Raw genomic sequence first — 19865 nt, forward strand, 5'->3', positions numbered from 1 at the left:
TAGCGGCGACGTGACATCAAAGACCTCCAAATCCGAGGCCTTTCAATAACTAATCCATTCAAATAGCTAGCCTATTTATGAGTGCACGGCCTAGAATTCAAGATCACCCGCTTGGGCCAAATCAAAATTTGTCAGAGGCAAATTGTTGTCTGAGCCACTTTGCGGCGGGGCCATGCGGACGATGCTTGTTCCAGACGAGTTCAAGCGCTACGGGATGGGCTCCACCATCAAACTGTAGCTTTGGAATGACAAGCTCACCAGCCAAAGGTGAATCCCGCAGGATATGCTCGGGGATGTAAGCCCAGCCGATGCCCTGTTTCAGAATTTGCAGAATGACCCAGTGGCTTTCCACCCACCAGACTTCTGCGGCCACCCTCAGCCGGTGTTTTTCATCTTCGTCGCTACGTTTGCGAACCATGATCTGTCGATGGGTTTTCAAATCTTCCCAACTGACGGGCATGCTGGCGAGCGGGTGGTTGCGTCCGCATACGAGAACAAGCGGTACCCAGCCTATAGTCTGGAATCCAAGCTCAGATGGCATCTGATCGAGACGCCACATGACACCAAGATCAACCTTGCCGTCTTTCAAAAGACCGGCGATCACGGATGAATGCGGAAACTGCAATTCGAGTTCAACATGGGGATAGTGCTGTGCAAACGCGGCGAAAAGTGCGGCAACTGCCGGTTCTGGATACAGCTCATCCAGAGCAACCACCAATCTTGATTCAACATGCGCGTCGAAGTTTCGCGCGACTGAAATCAGATGCTCACGTCTGTCCAGCATGAGGCGCGCTTCAGGCAACAGCCTTTTGCCTGCTTCGGTGAGCGCCGGGCTGCGCGTTGCTCGGCTGAAGAGTTTGACGTTGAGGTCGTCTTCCAGAGACGAAATCAAAACGCTAACGGCTGATTGTGCTTTGCGCAAATGACGTGCTGCTGCCGAAAAGGAGCCGTGCTCGGCGGCTGCGACGAATGCTTCCAGTTGGTCCAGCTCGACATTCATCTATCGCAAATCCAGATAGTATCTAACTTTTCAAATCCACAATAGTAGATAGAAAGGGCGCACCAATATCAAGGAATAAATCAAAGTGCGTAGTTTTATGGATCGTGTTCGCCATGCGGCGATGTTTGAAATTATTGGACTGGCAATTTTCATCCCGGCCTCGGCCATTCTCTTTAACAAGCCGGTGGAAGCCATGGGCGTTGTCGGGATCATATCTGCGACAACCGCGACCATCTGGAATTTTCTCTTCAATCTTGGATTTGATCGGGCCATGTTGCGACTGAGAGGAACGGCGCGTAAAACCATGCCTCTGCGCGTTGTGCATGCCATGCTGTTTGAAGCAGGACTTGTTGTGCTGTTGATACCATTCATTGCCTGGTATCTGGGTATTTCGATTATCGCTGCCCTGATGATGGACGTCGTGATTGTGCTCTTCTACCTGGCCTATACGTTTCTTTTCAACATCGCATATGACTGGTTGTTTCCAATTTCCGCCCATAGGTCGTTGAAAAGCGCTGTCTAAAAAATGTTCGGTGAGGCGGAAAACCGCCTCACCGAAAGCTTTATAATATGCAAGCGTTTCAGCGCTGCTAAACCGGCAATCTGTGGCGCACCAAAGTCGTCCAATAGGAACATCCCCAGGCAATGACATCATCGTTGAAGTCATATTTCGGGTGATGCAGATTGGCGCTCGGACCGTTGCCGATATTGATCATTGCGCCCGGAACTTCATTCAGCATGAACGCGAAATCCTCACCGCCCAGCGTTGCAGGCATGTCGCGCGTGACACGCTCGGAACCTGAGACCGCCTCGGCAGCGATGGCCGCGAGTTCGGTTTCCTGCTCGTGATTGACGGTCACGGGATAGTTGCGCTGATAATCGAGTGTCGCCTTGGCTTCAAATGCGTCGGCGATGCCCTGTACTGCACGGGCAAGCTTTTTCTCGATATGGTCACGCACTTCCTCGCGAAGCGTGCGGACCGTGCCGGTCATCCGGATTTTCTGCGGAATAACGTTGAATGCGTCACCGCCCTGAATAGTCGTGATCGAAATCACCGCAGAGTCCAGCGGGTCGAGCGTGCGGGCAGTCAGTGTCTGGATAGCCTGAATGAGTGCCGCCGTTACCGGAATGGGATCGATGGTTTGGTGCGGTGAGGCTGCATGCCCACCAACGCCCTCGATGGTGATGTCGAGCACATCGACCGAGCCCATGATCGGGCCAGAGTTGATGGTGAAATGTCCGACCTCGAGATTTGGACGGTTGTGCATACCGTAGACTTCATTGACCGGCCAGCGCTTGAACAGGCCGTCCTCAATCATTGCCTTGGCACCGGCCCCTCCTTCTTCTGCAGGCTGGAAAATAACGACGACGGTACCATCGAAAGCCCGGCTTTGCGCCAGTTCGCGGGCGGCGCCCAAAAGCATCGTCGTATGGCCGTCATGACCGCAAGCATGCATCTTGCCGGGCACTTTCGACGACCATTCTGCGCCGGTTTCTTCCAGAATAGGCAGCGCATCCATGTCGGCGCGCAAGGCAACAGTGCGACCGGAATTATTGGTCTGTCCGCGAATAACACCGACGACACCGGTGCGCCCGATGCCTGTTGCGACTTCATCCACGCCTGCTGCGCGCAACGCTTCGGCAACCTTGTCCGCTGTCCGGTTCACATCGTAAAGCAGCTCAGGATTTTCGTGAAGGTCGCGGCGGAACGCAACGAGTTCATCAAGCTGGTTCGACGTCCAGTTTTCAACCGGCATATCAGGCTTCCTTCGTCGTTTCTTCGGTGGCGTCGAGGGTATAGCGGAAATCGCAGTGGCTTGCGCCCTTCATGATGGTCTGCGTGCGTTCCAGCTTCATTGCAGGATTATAGCCGATGCAGAAATCACCATCGCGATTGCAGGATAAAAGATGGCCAATATGACCAAGGCCCATCTCGCGATACATTTCTGAATAGCGGCAACGCGTAACGTTGAAATCGAAATGGCTTGCGTCTCGCGAAATCACGTCGATTTCGAGTGCGTTTTCCTTTGTCCAGAGCGGCTGGATATCGGCAAAATCCTGAAGCGTCGGCGTGCGGCCGAGATCCTCGGCAAAGCTCTTGCCCTGTTCAATAGCGGAGCGGCTGACGGCTTCGCCCACGACAGTCTGCGCTTCTTCTTCACCGGAGCGTTCGCGCACGACATCGTAGATGTTCTTGATGACCATCGCCTCAATGCGGCGGCGTTCGAGAATTGGCAATTGATTCATGGATCTGACCTTTCACATGAACGTTGAATGAGCTGGCTTAGAGATTGGGCTCGGAGAGGTCCTTGCGTCGAAGCCAGGCGAGATAGAATGGGGCGATCTTTCGCGCCACTTTGTGAAACGGCAGTGGCACAGGTTCAGAGACGGGCAAGGCGAGTTCTTGCACCGGCTCTCCATCAAGCGCGCGTGCAAATTCGCGGCCAAGGGAAGTGCCAAGCGCTACGCCGCGCCCGTTACAGCCAATCCATGCCCAGCCATTGGCGCCAAGTTGATGAACGCGTGGAAAGCGGTCCCACGTCATGCCGATATAGCCGCTCCAGACATGGGTGATTTCTGGTTCGCCCAATGCCGGGAAAGATTCAGCCATGTTACGTGCGGTCTTGCGCTTGACGCGTTCCGCGACGTTGAAATCGCCCATCACGATGCCACCGGTGATCAGCCTGTTGCGGGCATCATAGCGGAAGAAGCGCAGGTCGCCGCGCGTATCGGAGACGGCTTGTCGTCCGGGCAAAATTGTCGCGCGCAGATTGTCGCTCACAGGTGCGGTCGCCATCTGCCACGAGAGTACCGGCACGATTGTACGGGCCAGACGCGGGGCGAGCTTTTCGCGCAGCTCGCCAGTATAGGCATTGGTGGCGAGTAGAAAGCCTTTGGCGCGGACGGTTGCGTTGTCGGTTCGTACTTCCCAGTGATCACCGATCTGTCGATAGGAGGTGACAGGGCTTTGCTCGTGTATGATTGCGCCATGGCGTTCCGCAGCGGCAGCAAGGCCGCGCGCGAAGGCCAGCGGATTAATATGGCCACCAGTCGGGTTGAACATGCCGCCATACCAGAAATCTGTGCCGAGCAATTGCGATGTTGCCGCTCGGTCAAGAAATTCTGCTGGAAAGCCGAACCGCTTCCACGCTTCCACGCGCGATTGCGAAAGCTTCACGCGACCGGGCGAGTGAGCAGGCTGGAACCAGCCCTTCTGTTCGGCTTCGGCTTCGATATTTTCATCGCGCACGATTGAAAAGAGAATATCCGCGCTGTTGCCAATGAGCCTTGCAAAGCGTTCACCTGAAGCGCCATAGCGCTTGGCAATAGCATCCGGTTCGGCAGACGTCATCGTCGGGATGACCTGACCATTGTTGCGTCCAGACGCGCCCCAGCCGACAGCATTGCCTTCCAGCAGGATGACGCGCTTGCCGCGTTTTGCCAGATGAAGCGCTGCCGACAGACCTGTAAAACCACCACCGATGATAACGACATCGGCTTCAGTGTCACTGTTAAGCGGCTTGGCCGGTGTGCGAGGTGGCGCAGTGGCGGCCCAAATGGAGGGTGGGAATTCTACTTTTTGCATGGCTTCACGCGTTTTCAAGACGAGGAGGCGTCCAGTTCTTGCCGGGGATGGAGGCAAGCAGGCGCTGTGTGTATTCGTGGCGAGGATTGGCGAAAACTTCCGCCGTTGGGCCGGTTTCGGCGATTTCACCCTTGGACATGACAATGATGCGGTCGCAAAGCTGGGCTGCGACGCGAAGATCATGGGTGACGAAGAGCAGTGACAGGTTCAGCCGTTCACGCAGATCGGCCAGAAGTCGCAGTACCTGCGCCTGCACCGAGACGTCTAGTGCCGAGACCGGTTCGTCCGCCACAATGATCCGTGGTTCAAGCGCCAAGGCACGAGCAATGCCGATGCGCTGGCGCTGTCCGCCGGAAAACTCGTGCGGAAATCGATCGGCGGCGGCGGGCGAAAGCTCGACCAGTTCCAGCAATTCGCGTGCTTTTGCGTGGGCCTGTGCTTTTGGCACGCCATGGACGATAGGACCTTGTGCAATCAGGTCAACCACACGGCGGCGCGGGTTGAGAGAAGCCATCGGGTCCTGAAAGACCATCTGGATATCCTTGCGCATGGCGCGCACTTCACGCGGGCTTGCGCCCAGAAAATCCCTGCCGTTGATGTCGACCATGCCGCTATCTGCTTCCAGCAGACGCGTGACGATGCGCGAAACGGTCGTCTTGCCCGACCCGCTTTCACCTACGACGCCAAGGGTTTCCCCCTGACGCAATTCAAACGACAGATCGTTCACAGCGGGCACTGCGCTGCGTTTGCCGGAGAGCAATCCACCCCGCGCCTTGAATGTTTTGCGTAAGGCGCTCGCCTTGAGAATAATCGGCTGCGCTTCAACGGATGGCTTTGGCTCGGGCGGTGTGAGTGCTGGAACCGAAGCAATCAGCGCTTTTGTGTAGGCGTGCTGGGGATGGTTCAGCACTTCATTTGCCGGGCCTTGTTCAACCAGCTCACCAAGCCGCAACACGGCGACGCGATCGGCAATTTCTGCAACTACACCAAAGTCGTGTGTGATGAAAAGAATGCCCGTGTCGTGTTCGCGTTGCAGATCACGGATCAGTTTCAGGATTTGGGCCTGTGTTGTAACGTCGAGCGCCGTGGTCGGCTCATCGGCAATGATGAGACGTGGCTTAAGGATCAGCGCCATGGCGATCATGACGCGCTGGCGCTGTCCGCCCGAAATCTGGTGCGGATAGGCGTTATAGGCAGATTCCGGGTCGGGGATTTTCACTTCTGCCAGCATATCAAGCACGGCAGCGCGACGTTCCTTGCGGCTCAGCTTGGTGTGCAGGCGCAACACTTCATCGATCTGCCAGCCAACCGTTTTCTGCGGGTTGAGCGCAGTCATCGGCTCCTGAAAGATCATGCCGATGCGATTGCCGCGCAGCTTTTTCATGTCGGCTTCGCTGAGCGAATAAAGATCTGTACCTTCAAGCTTGATCGTGCCGTGGGTTACGCGAACATGCGGTTCCGGCAGAAGGCGCATGATCGCGCCTGCCGAAAGCGATTTACCGGAGCCGCTTTCGCCAACGAGGCAGACGATTTCGCCGGGATTGATGGTCAGCGTCAGGTCCTGCAAGGCATAGGGACGGTCGGCGCCCTTCGGCAGCGCGATTTGCAGGTTGCTGATTTCTAGAACAGGTGCGGCGGTCATTATTTCTTCTGCCTCGGATTAAGCGCGTCGTTCAGGCCTTCGCCGAGCAGACTGAAGGAAAGAACGGTGAGCAGAATGGCAATGCCGGGAATGACCGAGCAGAACCAGTCGGTGCGCAATACGGCGCGGCCCTGACCGATCATGTTACCCCAGCTCGCATAGTTGGGATCACCGAGACCGAGGAAGGCAAGTGCGCTTTCCATCAGGATGGATGTGGCCATAACCACGGACGCGAACACGATCACTGGCGGCAAAGCGTTTGGCAGGATTTCGCGGAAGATGATCGACATGTTGCCGACACCGAGATTACGCGCAGCGTCAATGAATTCGCGCTTGCGCAACGCCAGAAACTCGGCACGTACCATACGGGCAGGCGCAGTCCATGACACGATGCCGATGCAGATAATGATGTTCTCGATGGATGAGCCGAAAATGGCCACCAGCGTTAAAAGCAGCACGAAGCTGGGCACTGTCTGGAAAGCTTCGGTGATGCGCATCAGAACGTCATCCACCCAGCCGCCATAATAACCGGCAAGCGCGCCGATCACGATGCCGATGATGATCGAGATCAGGGTCGCTACGACGCCAATCAGCAACGAGATGCGTGCACCATGGAAAATGCCAGCCATGATATCGCGACCGAGCTGGTCGGTGCCGAGCGGTGTTGCACCATTGATGAAAGGCCAGACAAGTGGATCGCCAGCGCGGCGCAACGGATCGCCGGGGACAATGAAATCGGCCAGAAGCGCGATCAAAACCACGGCGATGAAAAGGACTAGGCCGAGCACAGCGGCGCGGTTGCGGCTGAAACGCTGCCACAGAACTTTCGTGCGGGACACAGGCGGGCGAGTGAGGGAGAGGTCCTGGGATGTCATGACAGTTCGATCCTGGAATCAAGCCGCGCATAGATGAGATCGGTGATGAAGTTCACGATCACCACCAGCACCGAGCACAGGAAAATAATGCCCATCAGCGTGTTGAGGTCGCGCTTGATCACCGAGGTATAGGCAAGCTGGCCAAGGCCGGGCAGCGAGAAGATTGTCTCGATCACAACCGAGCCGCCAAGCACGGTGGAAAACTGGAGGCCCAGCAACGTCACGACGGGGAGGAAAGCGTTGCGCATAATGTGATGGAACATCAGTCTCGCGCCGCTGGCTCCCTTGGCGCGGGCTGTACGGACATAATCGAGATCGGCTACTTCGAGCACGCTTGTGCGCATCAGGCGCATGTAAAATGCAAGGTAGATAAGTGAAAGCGCCGTCGTCGGCATGACGAGGTGAACCGCAATATCCCAGACGTTCTTCCAGCCGGTATAAAAGCCGCCCAGCGTTTTGTACCCGCCGACGGGCAGCCAGCCCAGCTTGACGGAAAAGATAAACATCAGGATGAGGCTGAGGAAGAAACTCGGCATGGCGTAGAACACGAGGCCAAGCGTTGAAATGACATTGTCGGTCAGCGAATAGGCCTTGCGCGCCGCAAAAGCGCCAAGCGCGATGCCGAAAATAAAGGCGACCGACAGGGAAGAGAGCATAAGCAGCAGCGTTGGCACAAGACGAGCCTTGAGCACATCCAGTACGGGCAGTTCATAGACATAGGACCAGCCGAAATCGAACCGAGCCAGCTTGGTCATGTAAATCCACAGCTGCACCCAGACCGGTTGGTCGAGACCATATTCGGTGCGCAGATTGGCAACGAATTGCGGGTCTGCGCCGCCCATGTCGCCGACAAGTGCGTCAACCGTGTCGCCGGGCGCAAGCTTGATAAGCAGAAACGCCCCGATCATGATGAGGAGGATGACGGGGATTGCCTGCAAGATGCGGCGCAGCGCAAAGGTCAGGATTGGGGGCAGGGACATTGCGGATTATCCTGCAAGATATTCATAGTCAGCATTCATAAAAGTGGGAGAACCGCTGCCGGAAGTTCGGCAGCGGTCTTATATCGCTTATTGATCGATCCAGAGATCGTACCAGCTCGACGAATCCCACCGCGGTGTATTGTGGTGGTTCTTGAGAACCTTGTTGGTCACGCCGACGAATGGATGTTCGATGGCGAAGATGACCGGCAGGTCCTTCATTTCAAGCTGCTGGATCTGGTGATAGAGATCAGCGCGCTTGGCAGGGTCGAGCTCGCTTGCAGCCTTGTCGATCAGGCTGTCCATTTCGTCAGAATTATAGTCGAACTGGTTGGACCATGCCGTGCCGACCGGAGCGCCGGAACGCAGCCAGACGGTGGTCGAGACAGCCGGGTCAGAACGGAACTGGTGCCAGCCGCTCGCCGTGTCGAAGTCGTGATCGCGATAGACACCGTTCAGGAAGCCCGGCGCATCGTTGGTCAGGATTTCGACGTCGATGCCGACTTCTTTCATGGCCTGCGCATAATATTCAGCCCAAAGCTGCGTATACTCGCCCCATGGTGCCGGACGATGGCGCAGCTTGAAGCGGATACCATCCGGGCCTGCCGGGTAGCCGGCCTCATCGAGCAGCTTCTTGGCCTTTTCCACGTCATACGGATAGGTCTGGACCTGATCGGTATAATTTGCGCCACCGGTGCTCGGGATCGGGCCACGACCCGGCTTGGCGTAGCCGCGCATGATCGTCTTGATCGCAAAATCAATGTCGAGCGCGTGATAGATCGCCTGACGAACCTTCAGATTGGCAAGGATCGGATTGCGCAGGTTGAACTCGATGGTCGAGTGGGCGACGTTGTTTTCGAAGCCTTTGGTGCCGGTGTCGAAGCGGCCATCCTTCTGGAGGCGCTCGGTATCCGACATGGAAATGCCGTTGAAGGCGGTTTCCATCATTTCACCAGCTTCAAGTGCTGCGGCAGCCGCGGCCTTGTCTGGCATGAAACGCCAGATGATACGGTCGAGATAAGGATATTCCTTGCCGCGCCAATAATCGTCATTGCGCTCGGCAATGATGTGCTGACCGCGCTCATATTCGACGAACTTGAATGGACCCGTGCCGACCGGCGCGGAATTGTACTTGTTCTTCAGAATATCGGTGCCTTCATAAAGATGCTTCGGCACCGGATGGCCGAGATCTGGCATGGCTGCGACCAGCAATTCCAGAGGCATCGGCTTGGAATAGCGGAACACGGCTGTGTGCGGGTCTGTGCAGTCGACAGCTTCGAGATTGGCCTGAAGCGTGGTCGAATAGTTGAGCAGCTTCTTCCAGAGGTTCATCGCGCTGAACGAAACGTCATCGCAGGTGAAAGGCTGGCCATCATGCCAGCGTACATTCTCGCGCAGCTTGAAGGTGATGGCCTTGCCGTCTTCCGATGAAGACCAGCTCGTTGCCAGAACCGGTACATAGCCCTCATAGGTACGGTCGATCAGAGGCTCCAAAATGCGGCCAGTGATCTGGTAAACGCCGGTGGAGGCGCGCAGCGCAGGGTTGAGTACGCCCTGCTCGGTATTCATATGGACAATAACCGTACCGCCGCGCTTCACTTCTTCGGCGTGAGATGACGCCGTCGCGAGCGAAAAGGCTGCGAGAAACAGGCCAAGGCCAGCTTTTCTGATATGCATTCTATGTTCCCCTGAAGGACGTTGAGGAGGGCTTTCCGGCCTCTTTTCCCGCACGTCCCGATATTGTTCAACCCCCTGAAAACGCTCTTTAAAGCAGCTCTCAAGGGTCTTTTTCTTATGCAAGCACGGTTATGCTAGAATCCGCTATGATTTTGTCAAGATAAACTAATTTGAATGATAAAATTAGTATAATTTCTCGATAACCATGCGTTAATAAATGTCGATTTTCTATATTGGAGTTTGTTGATGAGCCAGATTTCTCACGAACAGAACGAAAATGCGGGCAAAACCAAGCCAGGTGCGGTGTGGATCACGGGTGCCGGGTCGGGCATCGGGGCCGCTATGGCGCGACGGTTTGCAAGCCAGGGCTGGCCTGTCGCTCTGACCGGCCGGAAAGCGGATGCGCTGGCGTCTATCGCTGATGAGATCACGTCCGCTGGCGGTGAGGTTCGGACGTTTCCTGCTGACGTGCTTGACCGCAAAGCGATGGCAGATACTGCGGAAGCCATCGTCGGCTGGGCCGGACGTCTCGATATACTCTGCAACAATGCTGGTCTTAATATCCCGCGCCGCAGCTGGTCTGATATCGATTTCGATTCATGGGATGATGTCATCGATATCAATATCAAGGGGGCTATCAATGTGATCGCGGCCGCACTGACCCCGATGCGCAAGCAGGGCGCTGGCCTGATGATCCATACATCTTCGTGGGCGGGACGTTTTTCATCACCGGCTGGTGGCGTGCCCTATGGCGCATCCAAGCATGCGCTCAACGATTTGAGCGCGAGCCTGAACGCGCAGGAGGGGCAAAACGGTATTCGTTCTACTGTTCTTTGCCCCGGCGAAGTGGCGACGCCGCTTCTGGCGCGTCGCCCGGGTTTTGATCCTGCACGCATGGATGACGTCATCCAGCCGGAGGACATGGCTGAAACCGCACTCTATGTTGCCAATATGAACCCGCGCGTCACAATCCATGAGATTGTATTGGCGCCGACAAAGAAATAAGCCTCAATTCCTAGCATCTGATTTTATGAAAAAAGGAAACTCCGCATGTCTCATCCGGTAAAAGGCGTCGATCACGTTTTTCTGCTGGTTAACGATCTGGAGAAAAGTGCCGAGCAGTACCGTCGCTTCGGTTTTACGCTGAGCCCACGCGGGCTGCACAGCAAGGAGAAAGGCACCGGCAACTATACGATCATGTTCCCGGAGGACTATTTCGAGCTTCTGGGCATTGTTGCCGAAACGCCGGGCAATTTGCACCAGCGTGAGAAACTGGCCGCGCAAGGTGAAGGACTACATGCAATTGCCTGCCGGATCGATAATGCACGCGAGGCAAAGGCGGAGCTTGCAGCGCTCGATATAGCGACGGGCGAAGTCGGCGCCTTTCAGCGCCCCGTGCAATTGCCGAGCGGTGGCGAAGGCGTTGCAGCCTTTGAAACCGTATCCTTCGCAAATAGCGAAGTCCCGCAAGGCATGGTGTTCATGTGCCAGCACAAGACCCGTGAAACCGTCTGGTTGCCGGAATTGATCGAACATGAAAATGGGGCAATCGGACTATCTGCCATCGTGACCATCTCGGATGAACCCGCACAGTCTGCCAAAGGCTTCGCCCGTCTTTTCAGAGCCGGGGAAGCTATTGAGCATGATGGTGGCTGGAAGGTTCTAACCGGACCAGAGTCCGCCGATATACTGGTTGTGGATCGTGAGAAAGCGGCATCGCTTTACCCGGAAGTTGACCTGAGCAAGACACCCGCCAGCGCATTTGCGGCGCTTCGCATTCGGGTCAGTTCATTGGATAAAGCGCGTGCAGCACTGTCCGCACACGGCGTTTCCTTCGTGCCAACGTCGGCAGGCGTGGCCGTGAAGCCCGAGAGCGCCAGCGGCACAGTTCTGGAATTCTCAGAGCGCTAGGACCGCTTCGACCCGAATAAAGGAGAGGCGCGGTTTAAAATCCGCGCCTCTGTTATTGATTATCCTGGTCGACGGTTCAAACGTTACGACTATTTCTCGCCGTAAGTGGGTTTGCCGTTCTCGCCTTTCGTCCACTCATAGACAACATAGTCCGGCCGGGTAATGTCTCCCTTTGCATCATAGCTGATCTGGCCGATTACTGTAGGCCAGGCTCCGCCGGATTTGATGGTCTCGGCGACTTTTTGCGCGTCTTCGGCAGAGCCAAGTTTTTCGATGGCCTGTGTAATGATCTGCATCGCGGCATAGGAATAAAGCGTATAGGCTTCCGGCTCAAAGCCCTGCGCGCGATACTTCTCAACGAGTTCTTTCGCCGCCGGGTTCTTGCGTGGGTCGGGCGCGAATGTGTTCAACGTACCTATGACTGCATCGCCCGCGATCGAGGCAAGCTCATTGGAGACCATGCCGTCGCCGGAAAAGAGCGTAGCCTTCAGTCCCTGATCGGCAGACTGGCGCATGATCAGCCCGGCTTCCGTATGGAGGCCGCCGAAATAGATCAGGGAAACGCCAGACTCTTTCATCTTGCTGATGAGTGCTGAGAAGTCTTTATCACCCTGATTAATGCCCTCATAGAGCACTTCCTTGACACCAGCGTCGTTCAGCACCTTCTTGGCGACATCGACGAGCCCGACACCATAGGGCGTCTTGTCGTGAACGATGGCGATTTTTGCGTTCTTGAAATGCTCGACGATATAGTCGCCTGCCACTTTGCCCTGCTGGTCATCGCGACCGCACGTGCGGAATGTGTTCCAAAGCTCGCGCTCGGTATATTGCGGATTGGTCGATGCTGGCGAAAATTCCAGTACACCGTTTTCGGCATAGACTTCAGAAGCAGGAATTGAAACGCCGGAATTGTAGTGGCCGATGACGTATTTGACGCCGTCAGCAGCAAACTTGTTAGCGACCGAGATCCCCTGCTTGGGATCGGAAACATCGTCGCCGATCTCAACCTTGATTTTCTGGCCGAGTATGCCGCCTTTTGCATTGATGTCGTTCGCCGCCTGTTCCGCACCCTTTTGAAACTGGGCGCCGAAAGCAGCATTGGGGCCGGTGATTGGGCCAGCTACGCCAACCACGATATCCGCGGAGGCAGCACCACCGAGGGCGAGCATGACTGACAAACTGATCGCCGGAAGCAGTATCGGTTTCATGATAGTCTCCCATTTTAATCGCGGGCACAAACAATGTCCCTGCCTGCGCTGCCCACACGCGCAGATTTCCCTTGTTTTCAGGACCTCTTGGGCCGGGCGGCGCGTGTCAGCGCGTCCCCCGGTCAAACACTTCCGCAGTCACTCCCCTTTTTTTAAGTTCACTGCGGGCAATCTTTTCCGTTGGGGTTCGCGGCAGCGGCCCATCGGTGAGTTCGATATAACGCGGGGTCATATGACGCGGTGCCTTAGCGCGAAAATGCTCCACCAGTTCGGCTGGTGTGAGGGACGATCCCGGTCGACGCATTGCCACCAGCATGATGTCTTCTTCGGTAAATTCCGAGGGAACACCAAAGGCGGCGCTTTCGACAATGTCGCTATGCGCCTCGGCAATTGTTTCGACCTCGAAGGCGGAGATATTTTCTCCGCGTCGCCGAATTGCTTCGTTCAGGCGGTGCTTGAAATAAAACCAGCCGTCTTCATCCTGATAGCCAGCATCGCCGGAGTGGTACCAGAGATTGCGCAGCGTCTGGACTGTTCTGGCTTCGGCCCGATAGTAGCCGGAGAACATGTACCAGTTCTTTTTTGGGCGCGAGACGATTTCGCCCACCACGCCCGCTGCAACGGGTCGGTCGTGCTCATCAACGATTGCCACTTCCCAGTCCGGATGAGCCGTGCCGCATGAACCGTCGCGGGTTGCGCCGGGCGTATCAAGCGTCACGAAACTGGTTTCGGTCTGGCCATAGCCGGTAACGAGTTTCATGGCAAAGCGGTGTTCAAACGCGGCTTTATCAGGAACCATGGGAATGCATTGACAAACCCGAAGAGGATTGTTGCCATCGTCCGCTTTTGGTTCTGCCCGGGCGAGAATAACTCCCATGGCGCCGAGCAGGTTCGTGGCTGTCGCCCCGCTGGTGCGTACCTGTTCCCAGAAGCGCGATGCACTGAAACTTTCGACCAGAGTGGTTTGCGTTCCAAAGATGAGCGGCAGATAGACACCAAACATCTGCGCGTCGGTATGGAATAGGGGTAAGGTACAGAAATAGCTGTCGGCAGCGGTGTAGCCGAGATTGAGCGCCATCGCCATGGTCCAGCAATAGCAATGATGATGCGACATCAAAACGCCTTTGGCCGGGCCGGTGGTCCCAGACGTATAGAGGATTGCCATTGGATCGGAATAGTGGATCTCAACCGGGTCAAACTCATCCGATTGGGTCATGCATTCGTCAAAAGTGACGATTTGCTCGATGGTCACACCGGCTGCTCGCGCGGCAGTGGCAGTCGTATCGATCAGGACGAGCGTTTCGATAAGCGGTAACTGGTCCTGAATATTGGCAAGGTCGCTCAGCCTTTTCGCATCGGCAATCAGCACTTTCGCGCCGCAATTGTTCAGATTGTGGCTTAAAAGCTCGCCTTTAAGGTCTGGATTGTTCGGCGCTTCGATAGCACCCAGTTTTGCAACGGCAAACCAGATCGCGACAAATTCAAAACAATTGGGCAGCAAAAGTGCCACACGGTCCGATTTTTCGACGCCAAGAGCGCGCAGGCCGTTGGCGAGCCGGTTCGAAATGCGGTGCATATCCCGGAAGCTGGCTTTGCGACCACAGATGTCGATAAAGGGCCTGTCGCCCAGCATCTCTGCCTGATGCGCAAGAATTTTGGGCAGTACCCGCATATCGATAGCACTGTCGCTTTGTCCGGGAATGACCGTTTGCAGGGGGATTTGATCCATCGTCAGCCCCATCTGCTTAATAGTGCTTCGCGCGCATCTGCGCGTCAGGCGACAGGAAACCGGAGACAGTGGCACGCGTTTCTCGCGCCATGGCCTGTTCGAGCGACGAATGGAAACCTTCGTTGATTGCTTCTTTGATTGCGGCTACCGACGCTGCCGGACGGTCGGCGATTTTTAGCGCAAGTGCTCGTGCTTCCTTCAACAATTCTTCGTCCGGAACCACTTTCCAGGCGATGCCAACTTGAAGTGCCTTGGCCGCATCGTGACGCTCGCCCAGAATAATGAGTTCCTTCGCAGCCTGCGGGCCGATGTGCTTGGTCAGCAAGGCGGTGACGCCGCCGGTGACAAAGAACCCATAAGTGACTTCAGGAAAAAACCAACGTGCTGTTTTTGCGAAAATCCGGAAGTCGCAATTGATCGCCCATTCGAGCGCGCCGCCGACGCACCAGCCGTGAATGGCGGCAATGACGATCTTCTTCGACCCCATGATCTTCAAAGTGATGGCCTGAATGGATTCAACCCACGCCTGTGTGGCATCAGCCGACGTGGTCTGATTGTCGAGATCTTGCAGGTCATCGCCGGAGCAGAATGCACGCCCTTCGCCATGCAAGATGACCGCGCGTATTTTCTCGTCAGCCTCAATATGATCCAGTGCAGCAGCAAGATCATTCACCAGAGCCTGGTTCATGGCATTCAACCGGTCGGGTCGGTTGAGCTTGACCCAGGCAATGACGCCATCCACATGAACGACAACAGTGTTTCCCATTTTGTGTCTCATACGATCATTGGTTCGTCATAAGCGCCCCAGGTGTCGCGCAATGCGCGGCATATTTCGCCGAGCGACGCCTTGGCTTTCACGAGTTCTATGGTTTTCGGTAAAAGGTTCACGTCGTCGGTCTGTGCTTGTGCAACCAGTTCCGCCATCAGGGTCTTGATATGTGCGTTATCGCGGCTCGTGCGCACGGCGTTGAGGCGGTCGATCTGAACCTGGGTGCATTCCTCGTCATAGGGATGGATGTCGACATCGGCGCTTGTGGCTGTCTCATCGACATAGCGATTGACGCCGACCGAAACCTTTTCTCCTGTTTCGATCTTCTTGAATGTCGCATAAGCGGAATCGGCCAGCTGTTGCTGGAACCAGCCTTCCTCAACAAGCTTGATTGCACCGCCGCGCTCGTCGACCTTGTTCAGGACCTTCCAGATTTCCTCTTCCATATCGTGCGTCAGCCGCTCGACGAAAAAGGAACCGCCAAGAGGATCAACCACAGACGTTACATTGATCTCGTCACGAATGATCTGCTGGGTGCGGATGGCGAGTTTCATCGCTTCTTCGGTCGGAATAGCAAAAGCTTCATCCAGCCCGTTGGTATGCATGCTCTGACATCCACCCAGAACGGCACCGAGTGCCTGGATTGCCGTGCGCACCAGATTGTTCTGGTGCTCGACCTTGGTCAGGCTCATGGCAGCGGTCTGCACATGCACACGCAACCGCATCGATTCCGCCTTCTTCGCGCCGAAACGCTCAGCCATCAGCTTCGCATAGACCCGTCTTGCCGCGCGAAACTTGCAAATTTGTTCGAAGAAATCTTGCTGGCTGATGAAGAAGAATGAGAGGCGTGGCGCAAAGTCGTCGATGTCCATGCCGGCGGCAATCACTTCTTCGCAATAGGCTGTGGTGAAGGCCATGATGAAGGCGATCTCCTGGATCGCATTGCCGCCGACGTCGGAAAGGTGATAGCCGCTGAGACTGATCGGATTGAGCTTTGGCGTGACCTTGGCGCTATACATGATCAGGTCGCGCAGTAGCCGCACAGCGGGGCGAACGGGATAGATCCATTCCTTCTGCGCCACATATTCCTTCAGTGGGTCAGCCTGCAAAGTACCTGCAAGCTTTGTCAGATCGTAACCACGGCTTTCGGCAACCGCCACATACATGGCATAGATGACCCAAGCCGACGGGTTGATTGTTAGGGATACCGAGATTTGTTCGAGATCGATCCCGTCGAACAGGCGGTCGACATCATCAATCGTATCAATGGCAACACCGCACCGGCCCACTTCGCCAAATGCCATCGGATCGTCGGAATCGAGGCCGAGCAATGTGGGCAGGTCGAAATCGGTGGAGAGGCCAGTCTGCCCGGTCTGAACCATATATTTGTAGCGCTGATTGGTCGCTTCAGGGTTTCCGAATCCGGCAACCTGCCGGATCGTCCATGGACGTCCCCGATACATGGTTGGATAGGGGCCACGCGTGAACGGATAAGCTCCGGGAAAACCGAGCGCATCGGCAGGAATATCGGCAACATCTGCAGCCGTATAGACACGCTTCAGGGGAATGCCGCATTCGGTTTCATATTCGGCTTTTTCCTCTGGCCGGTTGGCAAGTGTCGCCGCAAGTTCATTGGCTTCCCATGTGGCCTGTGCCGCACTGATGCTTCCGATTGCTTCTTCCCGATATAGTTTTGTCATTTCAAAGCCTCTCTGCGGCTGAGAAGGGTGCGTGCAGCCGTCTCCGGATCGTCTCGCCGCTCCAACACCGATTGCAGCAGGTTTTCGATCTCGGTTGCACCGGTTACGAAACGCTTGTGAAACAAGCGACGGGCGGCACCCAATATTCGTGTCATGCAGATTTTTCGTTGGCGGGCCGCAAGCTCGCCGGTGTTATTGAGATGGACCCAGTGCTGCTGGATCAGTTCTTTGAGATTGCTCACCTTGTCACCCGTTACCGGGCTGACCGCGAAAACGGGAACAGTCCAGGTTGTCTGTTCCGCCGGTCCCCCTAGGGTCATCATGGCTTTCAGTGCCGCAAGTGTCGCGGCTGCCTCAGGCTTGTCGGCCTTGCTAACCGTATGGATATCGGCAATTTCCAGAATGCCGGCCTTGATCGCCTGAACGTCATCGCCAAGACCCGGTGCGGAAAGCACTACAACCGTATGCGCCGCTGAAACGACCTCGACTTCATCCTGACCGACACCGACGGTCTCGATGATGATCGGTGAATAGCCTGCGGCGTCGAGCACATCGACAGCCTGCAAGGTGGCGGGTGCAAGGCCGCCCAGATGGCCGCGTGTCGCCATGCTGCGGACAAATGCGTTGTTCGCCTGCGCATTGTCGCTCATGCGCACGCGATCACCAAGGATCGCGCCGCCCGAATAGGGACTGCTGGGATCGACAGCAACCACACCGACTTTGTGACCGTCAGCGGCAAATGCCTTGATGAGTGCCGAAACGAGTGTCGATTTTCCAGCACCCGGTACACCGGTGATGCCGATGATATGGGCCTTACCCGCATGCCGGTAGATATCCGCCAATGCAGTACTTGCTTCGGCAATCCCTGTCTCGGCCCGCGAAATCATCCGGGCGATAGCCAGAATGTCTCCGGCAAGCACATCGGCGACGAATTCCTGCGATGGTTTGTAGGCGGCTTTCGTTCGTGTGGTGGCTTGAGCGACTGCTGTCATATGCGGCCACGGGACGTTACAAGATCGGTGATGGTTGTAACGATTGTCTCCACACGCGCTTCCTGTGGCACAATGGCATCCACACCGCCATCGATCAAAGCTGCATAGTCCTGCTCCGGTATCACGCCGCCAGCGACGACAAAGATGTGTCCCGCGCCCTGTTCTTTCAGGCAGCGTCCGAGTTCGCGAAACAATGGCACGTGTGAGCCTGAAAGCAGGCTGACGCCGATGACGTCAACGTCCTCCTGAATGGCAGCCTGAACGACTTGGAGCGGCGTTTTATAAAGTCCGGTATAGATCACTTCCATACCGGCATCGCGCAGAACACGCGCTACTACTTTTGCGCCGCGATCATGGCCGTCGAGGCCAAGTTTTGCTACCAACACGCGGATTGTCTGCGGCTGTTCTTGTTCCGCAGGAGCTGGTGTCGCCGCGTTCATCATTCTGCTGCTGCCTTTTGATCTGTCATGAGTTCGTGTTCGATGGATTGGGCGATGATATCGAGGCCGAGATCGATTTCTTTTTCGGTGATGATCAATGGCGGTGCGATACGGAAGACGGCGCCCATGCCCGGCAGCTTGACGATGTTCATGTTCAAGCCGCGATTGAATGCTTCTTTCGCGATGCGCGCGCCAAGTTCATGGTCCGGTTGCCGGCTCGTGCGGTCCTTGACAATCTCCATGCCCACAAAGAGGCCGCGCCCGCGAACATCGCCGACGCATTCGTAACGCTGCTTGATGGCATTGAGGCCATCGATCAGCCTCTTACCGAGGTGACGTGCGCGCTCGACCAAATCCTGTTCGGCGACGACATCCAGTACCGCCAGACCGACCGCTGCGGGCAGTGGGTCCGAGACGTGGGTCGTATAGAAGAGGAAGCCGCGCTCAAAGGCCTCCTGTTCGATCTTGGTGGTTGTCAGCGTGGCTGACAGCGGCAACCCCCCACCGATCGTCTTCGAGATGGTCAGGATATCCGGTGTCACGCCATCGCGCTGATAGGCGAACATTTCGCCGGTGCGGCCAATACCCGTCTGGGCTTCGTCAAGGATAAGAAGCATGCCGCGTTCGTGGCATTTATCTCTGAGTGCGCGGAGGTACCCTTCAGGCAGTTCCAGCATGCCGCCGCTAGAGAGGATCGGCTCTGCGATAAATGCGGCTAGGCTTCCGATTGACTGGGCATCGACCAGCGCAAAAGCGTCATCAAGTTCAGCATGCCAATCAATGGTGCCATCGGCCTTTTTGAAGCGCGGGCGGAATGTGTTGGGTGCTGGAACAGTGATTGATCCGGCCATTGCGGGACCGTAGCCTTTACGCCCGGCGGAATAGGTCGCGGAGGCGGCCGCACCCGTCATGCCATGCCAACTCTTGGAAAAAGCTACAATTTCGTGTTTGCCAGTCACCAACTTTGCCATGCGAATGGCAGCTTCGTTCGATTCCGCGCCGGTGGAGAGGAGAAGCACTTTGTCGAGACCGGGCGCCAGGAGTGCTAGCCTTCTTGCAAGCTCGACGACGGGCCGTGAAAGCATGCCGCTGAACAGGTGCGCGACGGTCTCAACCTGTCCTTTTACTCTCTCGATGATCGCCGGGTGAGAATGGCCGAGCAGGGCGCTCATTTGCCCGGATGTGAAGTCCAGAATAGGTCTGTCGTCCGCATCGTAAACGAAGCAGCCTTCTGCCCGCTCGACGATCGCCGGGTCGAACACACCTCCATATCGGATCAAATGCTTGTCGACATTGGCCCAGAATTCAGGTTCGAGGTTGTTTGACATGACGGTTCTCCGGCCAGATTTTGATCAACCA

The 19865-nt window shown here is 56.2% G+C and carries 18 protein-coding genes; 3 read left to right on the forward strand and 15 right to left on the reverse strand.

What is annotated here, in order from left to right; genetic code table 11:
- Positions 1 to 121: 121 nt before the first annotated feature.
- On the reverse strand, positions 122 to 1000 hold the full coding sequence (locus FHW00_RS11395) for a LysR family transcriptional regulator (protein WP_078340691.1): 879 nt from the start codon (positions 998 to 1000) through the stop codon (positions 122 to 124).
- A gap of 85 nt (positions 1001 to 1085) precedes the next feature.
- Here FHW00_RS11395 and FHW00_RS11400 point away from each other — a divergent pair, with 85 nt between their 5' ends.
- Positions 1086 to 1523, forward strand: coding sequence for a PACE efflux transporter (locus FHW00_RS11400; protein WP_078340690.1), 438 nt, complete (start codon positions 1086 to 1088; stop codon positions 1521 to 1523).
- A gap of 67 nt (positions 1524 to 1590) precedes the next feature.
- On the opposite strand, the gene FHW00_RS11405 is transcribed toward FHW00_RS11400, so the two are convergent.
- The 7 genes from FHW00_RS11405 to FHW00_RS11435 all read right to left on the reverse strand — a co-directional run bounded on the left by FHW00_RS11405 (position 1591) and on the right by FHW00_RS11435 (position 9757).
- Positions 1591 to 2757, reverse strand: coding sequence for a M20 aminoacylase family protein (locus FHW00_RS11405; protein ID WP_078340689.1), 1167 nt, complete (start codon positions 2755 to 2757; stop codon positions 1591 to 1593).
- 1 nt (position 2758) lies between these two features.
- Complete coding sequence (locus FHW00_RS11410; protein WP_078340688.1) at positions 2759 to 3247, reverse strand: L-2-amino-thiazoline-4-carboxylic acid hydrolase; 489 nt, start codon at positions 3245 to 3247, stop codon at positions 2759 to 2761.
- A gap of 37 nt (positions 3248 to 3284) precedes the next feature.
- The gene (locus FHW00_RS11415; protein ID WP_078340687.1) at positions 3285 to 4586 is read right to left on the reverse strand and encodes an NAD(P)/FAD-dependent oxidoreductase; all 1302 of its coding nucleotides are present in this window, start codon (positions 4584 to 4586) and stop codon (positions 3285 to 3287) included.
- Between the two features lie 4 nt (positions 4587 to 4590).
- A complete protein-coding gene (locus tag FHW00_RS11420; RefSeq protein ID WP_078340686.1) occupies positions 4591 to 6228 on the reverse strand; it encodes an ABC transporter ATP-binding protein in 1638 nt (545 codons plus the stop codon).
- Positions 6228 to 7103: an ABC transporter permease gene (locus FHW00_RS11425; protein WP_078340685.1), complete on the reverse strand. Its 876-nt coding sequence runs from the start codon at positions 7101 to 7103 to the stop codon at positions 6228 to 6230. Before FHW00_RS11425 ends, FHW00_RS11420 begins: the two co-directional genes overlap by 1 nt.
- Positions 7100 to 8083 carry an ABC transporter permease gene (locus FHW00_RS11430; RefSeq protein WP_078340684.1) on the reverse strand — a complete coding sequence of 328 codons (984 nt, stop codon included), beginning with the start codon at positions 8081 to 8083 and terminating at the stop codon, positions 7100 to 7102. Before FHW00_RS11430 ends, FHW00_RS11425 begins: the two co-directional genes overlap by 4 nt.
- 87 nt (positions 8084 to 8170) lie before the next feature.
- Positions 8171 to 9757, reverse strand: coding sequence for an ABC transporter substrate-binding protein (locus FHW00_RS11435; RefSeq protein ID WP_078340683.1), 1587 nt, complete (start codon positions 9755 to 9757; stop codon positions 8171 to 8173).
- A gap of 246 nt (positions 9758 to 10003) precedes the next feature.
- Between FHW00_RS11435 and FHW00_RS11440 the strand changes: the two genes are divergently transcribed.
- Both FHW00_RS11440 and FHW00_RS11445 read left to right on the forward strand, forming a co-directional pair.
- Positions 10004 to 10762, forward strand: coding sequence for an SDR family oxidoreductase (locus FHW00_RS11440; protein WP_078340682.1), 759 nt, complete (start codon positions 10004 to 10006; stop codon positions 10760 to 10762).
- Between the two features lie 45 nt (positions 10763 to 10807).
- Positions 10808 to 11668: a VOC family protein gene (locus FHW00_RS11445; protein ID WP_078340681.1), complete on the forward strand. Its 861-nt coding sequence runs from the start codon at positions 10808 to 10810 to the stop codon at positions 11666 to 11668.
- Positions 11669 to 11757: 89 nt separating this feature from the next.
- On the opposite strand, the gene FHW00_RS11450 is transcribed toward FHW00_RS11445, so the two are convergent.
- From FHW00_RS11450 to FHW00_RS11480, 7 genes are all read right to left on the reverse strand, one after another.
- The gene (locus tag FHW00_RS11450; protein ID WP_078340680.1) at positions 11758 to 12876 is read right to left on the reverse strand and encodes a branched-chain amino acid ABC transporter substrate-binding protein; all 1119 of its coding nucleotides are present in this window, start codon (positions 12874 to 12876) and stop codon (positions 11758 to 11760) included.
- A gap of 106 nt (positions 12877 to 12982) precedes the next feature.
- The gene (locus tag FHW00_RS11455) at positions 12983 to 14605 is read right to left on the reverse strand and encodes an AMP-binding protein (protein ID WP_445557999.1); all 1623 of its coding nucleotides are present in this window, start codon (positions 14603 to 14605) and stop codon (positions 12983 to 12985) included.
- 16 nt (positions 14606 to 14621) lie between these two features.
- Positions 14622 to 15371 carry an enoyl-CoA hydratase/isomerase family protein gene (locus tag FHW00_RS11460; RefSeq protein ID WP_078340678.1) on the reverse strand — a complete coding sequence of 250 codons (750 nt, stop codon included), beginning with the start codon at positions 15369 to 15371 and terminating at the stop codon, positions 14622 to 14624.
- A gap of 8 nt (positions 15372 to 15379) precedes the next feature.
- Entirely contained in the window at positions 15380 to 17074 is a 1695-nt protein-coding gene (locus FHW00_RS11465) for a methylmalonyl-CoA mutase family protein (protein ID WP_182514656.1), read from the reverse strand.
- The gene (gene meaB / locus FHW00_RS11470; RefSeq protein ID WP_078340677.1) at positions 17071 to 18066 is read right to left on the reverse strand and encodes a methylmalonyl Co-A mutase-associated GTPase MeaB; all 996 of its coding nucleotides are present in this window, start codon (positions 18064 to 18066) and stop codon (positions 17071 to 17073) included. Before meaB ends, FHW00_RS11465 begins: the two co-directional genes overlap by 4 nt.
- Positions 18063 to 18509 carry a cobalamin B12-binding domain-containing protein gene (locus tag FHW00_RS11475; RefSeq protein WP_078340676.1) on the reverse strand — a complete coding sequence of 149 codons (447 nt, stop codon included), beginning with the start codon at positions 18507 to 18509 and terminating at the stop codon, positions 18063 to 18065. The genes meaB and FHW00_RS11475 overlap by 4 nt, the downstream gene beginning before the upstream one ends.
- Positions 18506 to 19834 carry an aspartate aminotransferase family protein gene (locus FHW00_RS11480; RefSeq protein ID WP_078340675.1) on the reverse strand — a complete coding sequence of 443 codons (1329 nt, stop codon included), beginning with the start codon at positions 19832 to 19834 and terminating at the stop codon, positions 18506 to 18508. Before FHW00_RS11480 ends, FHW00_RS11475 begins: the two co-directional genes overlap by 4 nt.
- Positions 19835 to 19865 lie beyond the last annotated feature (31 nt).

The sequence above is a fragment of the Ochrobactrum sp. P6BSIII genome, from assembly GCF_014138065.1.
Classification (GTDB): domain Bacteria; phylum Pseudomonadota; class Alphaproteobacteria; order Rhizobiales; family Rhizobiaceae; genus Brucella.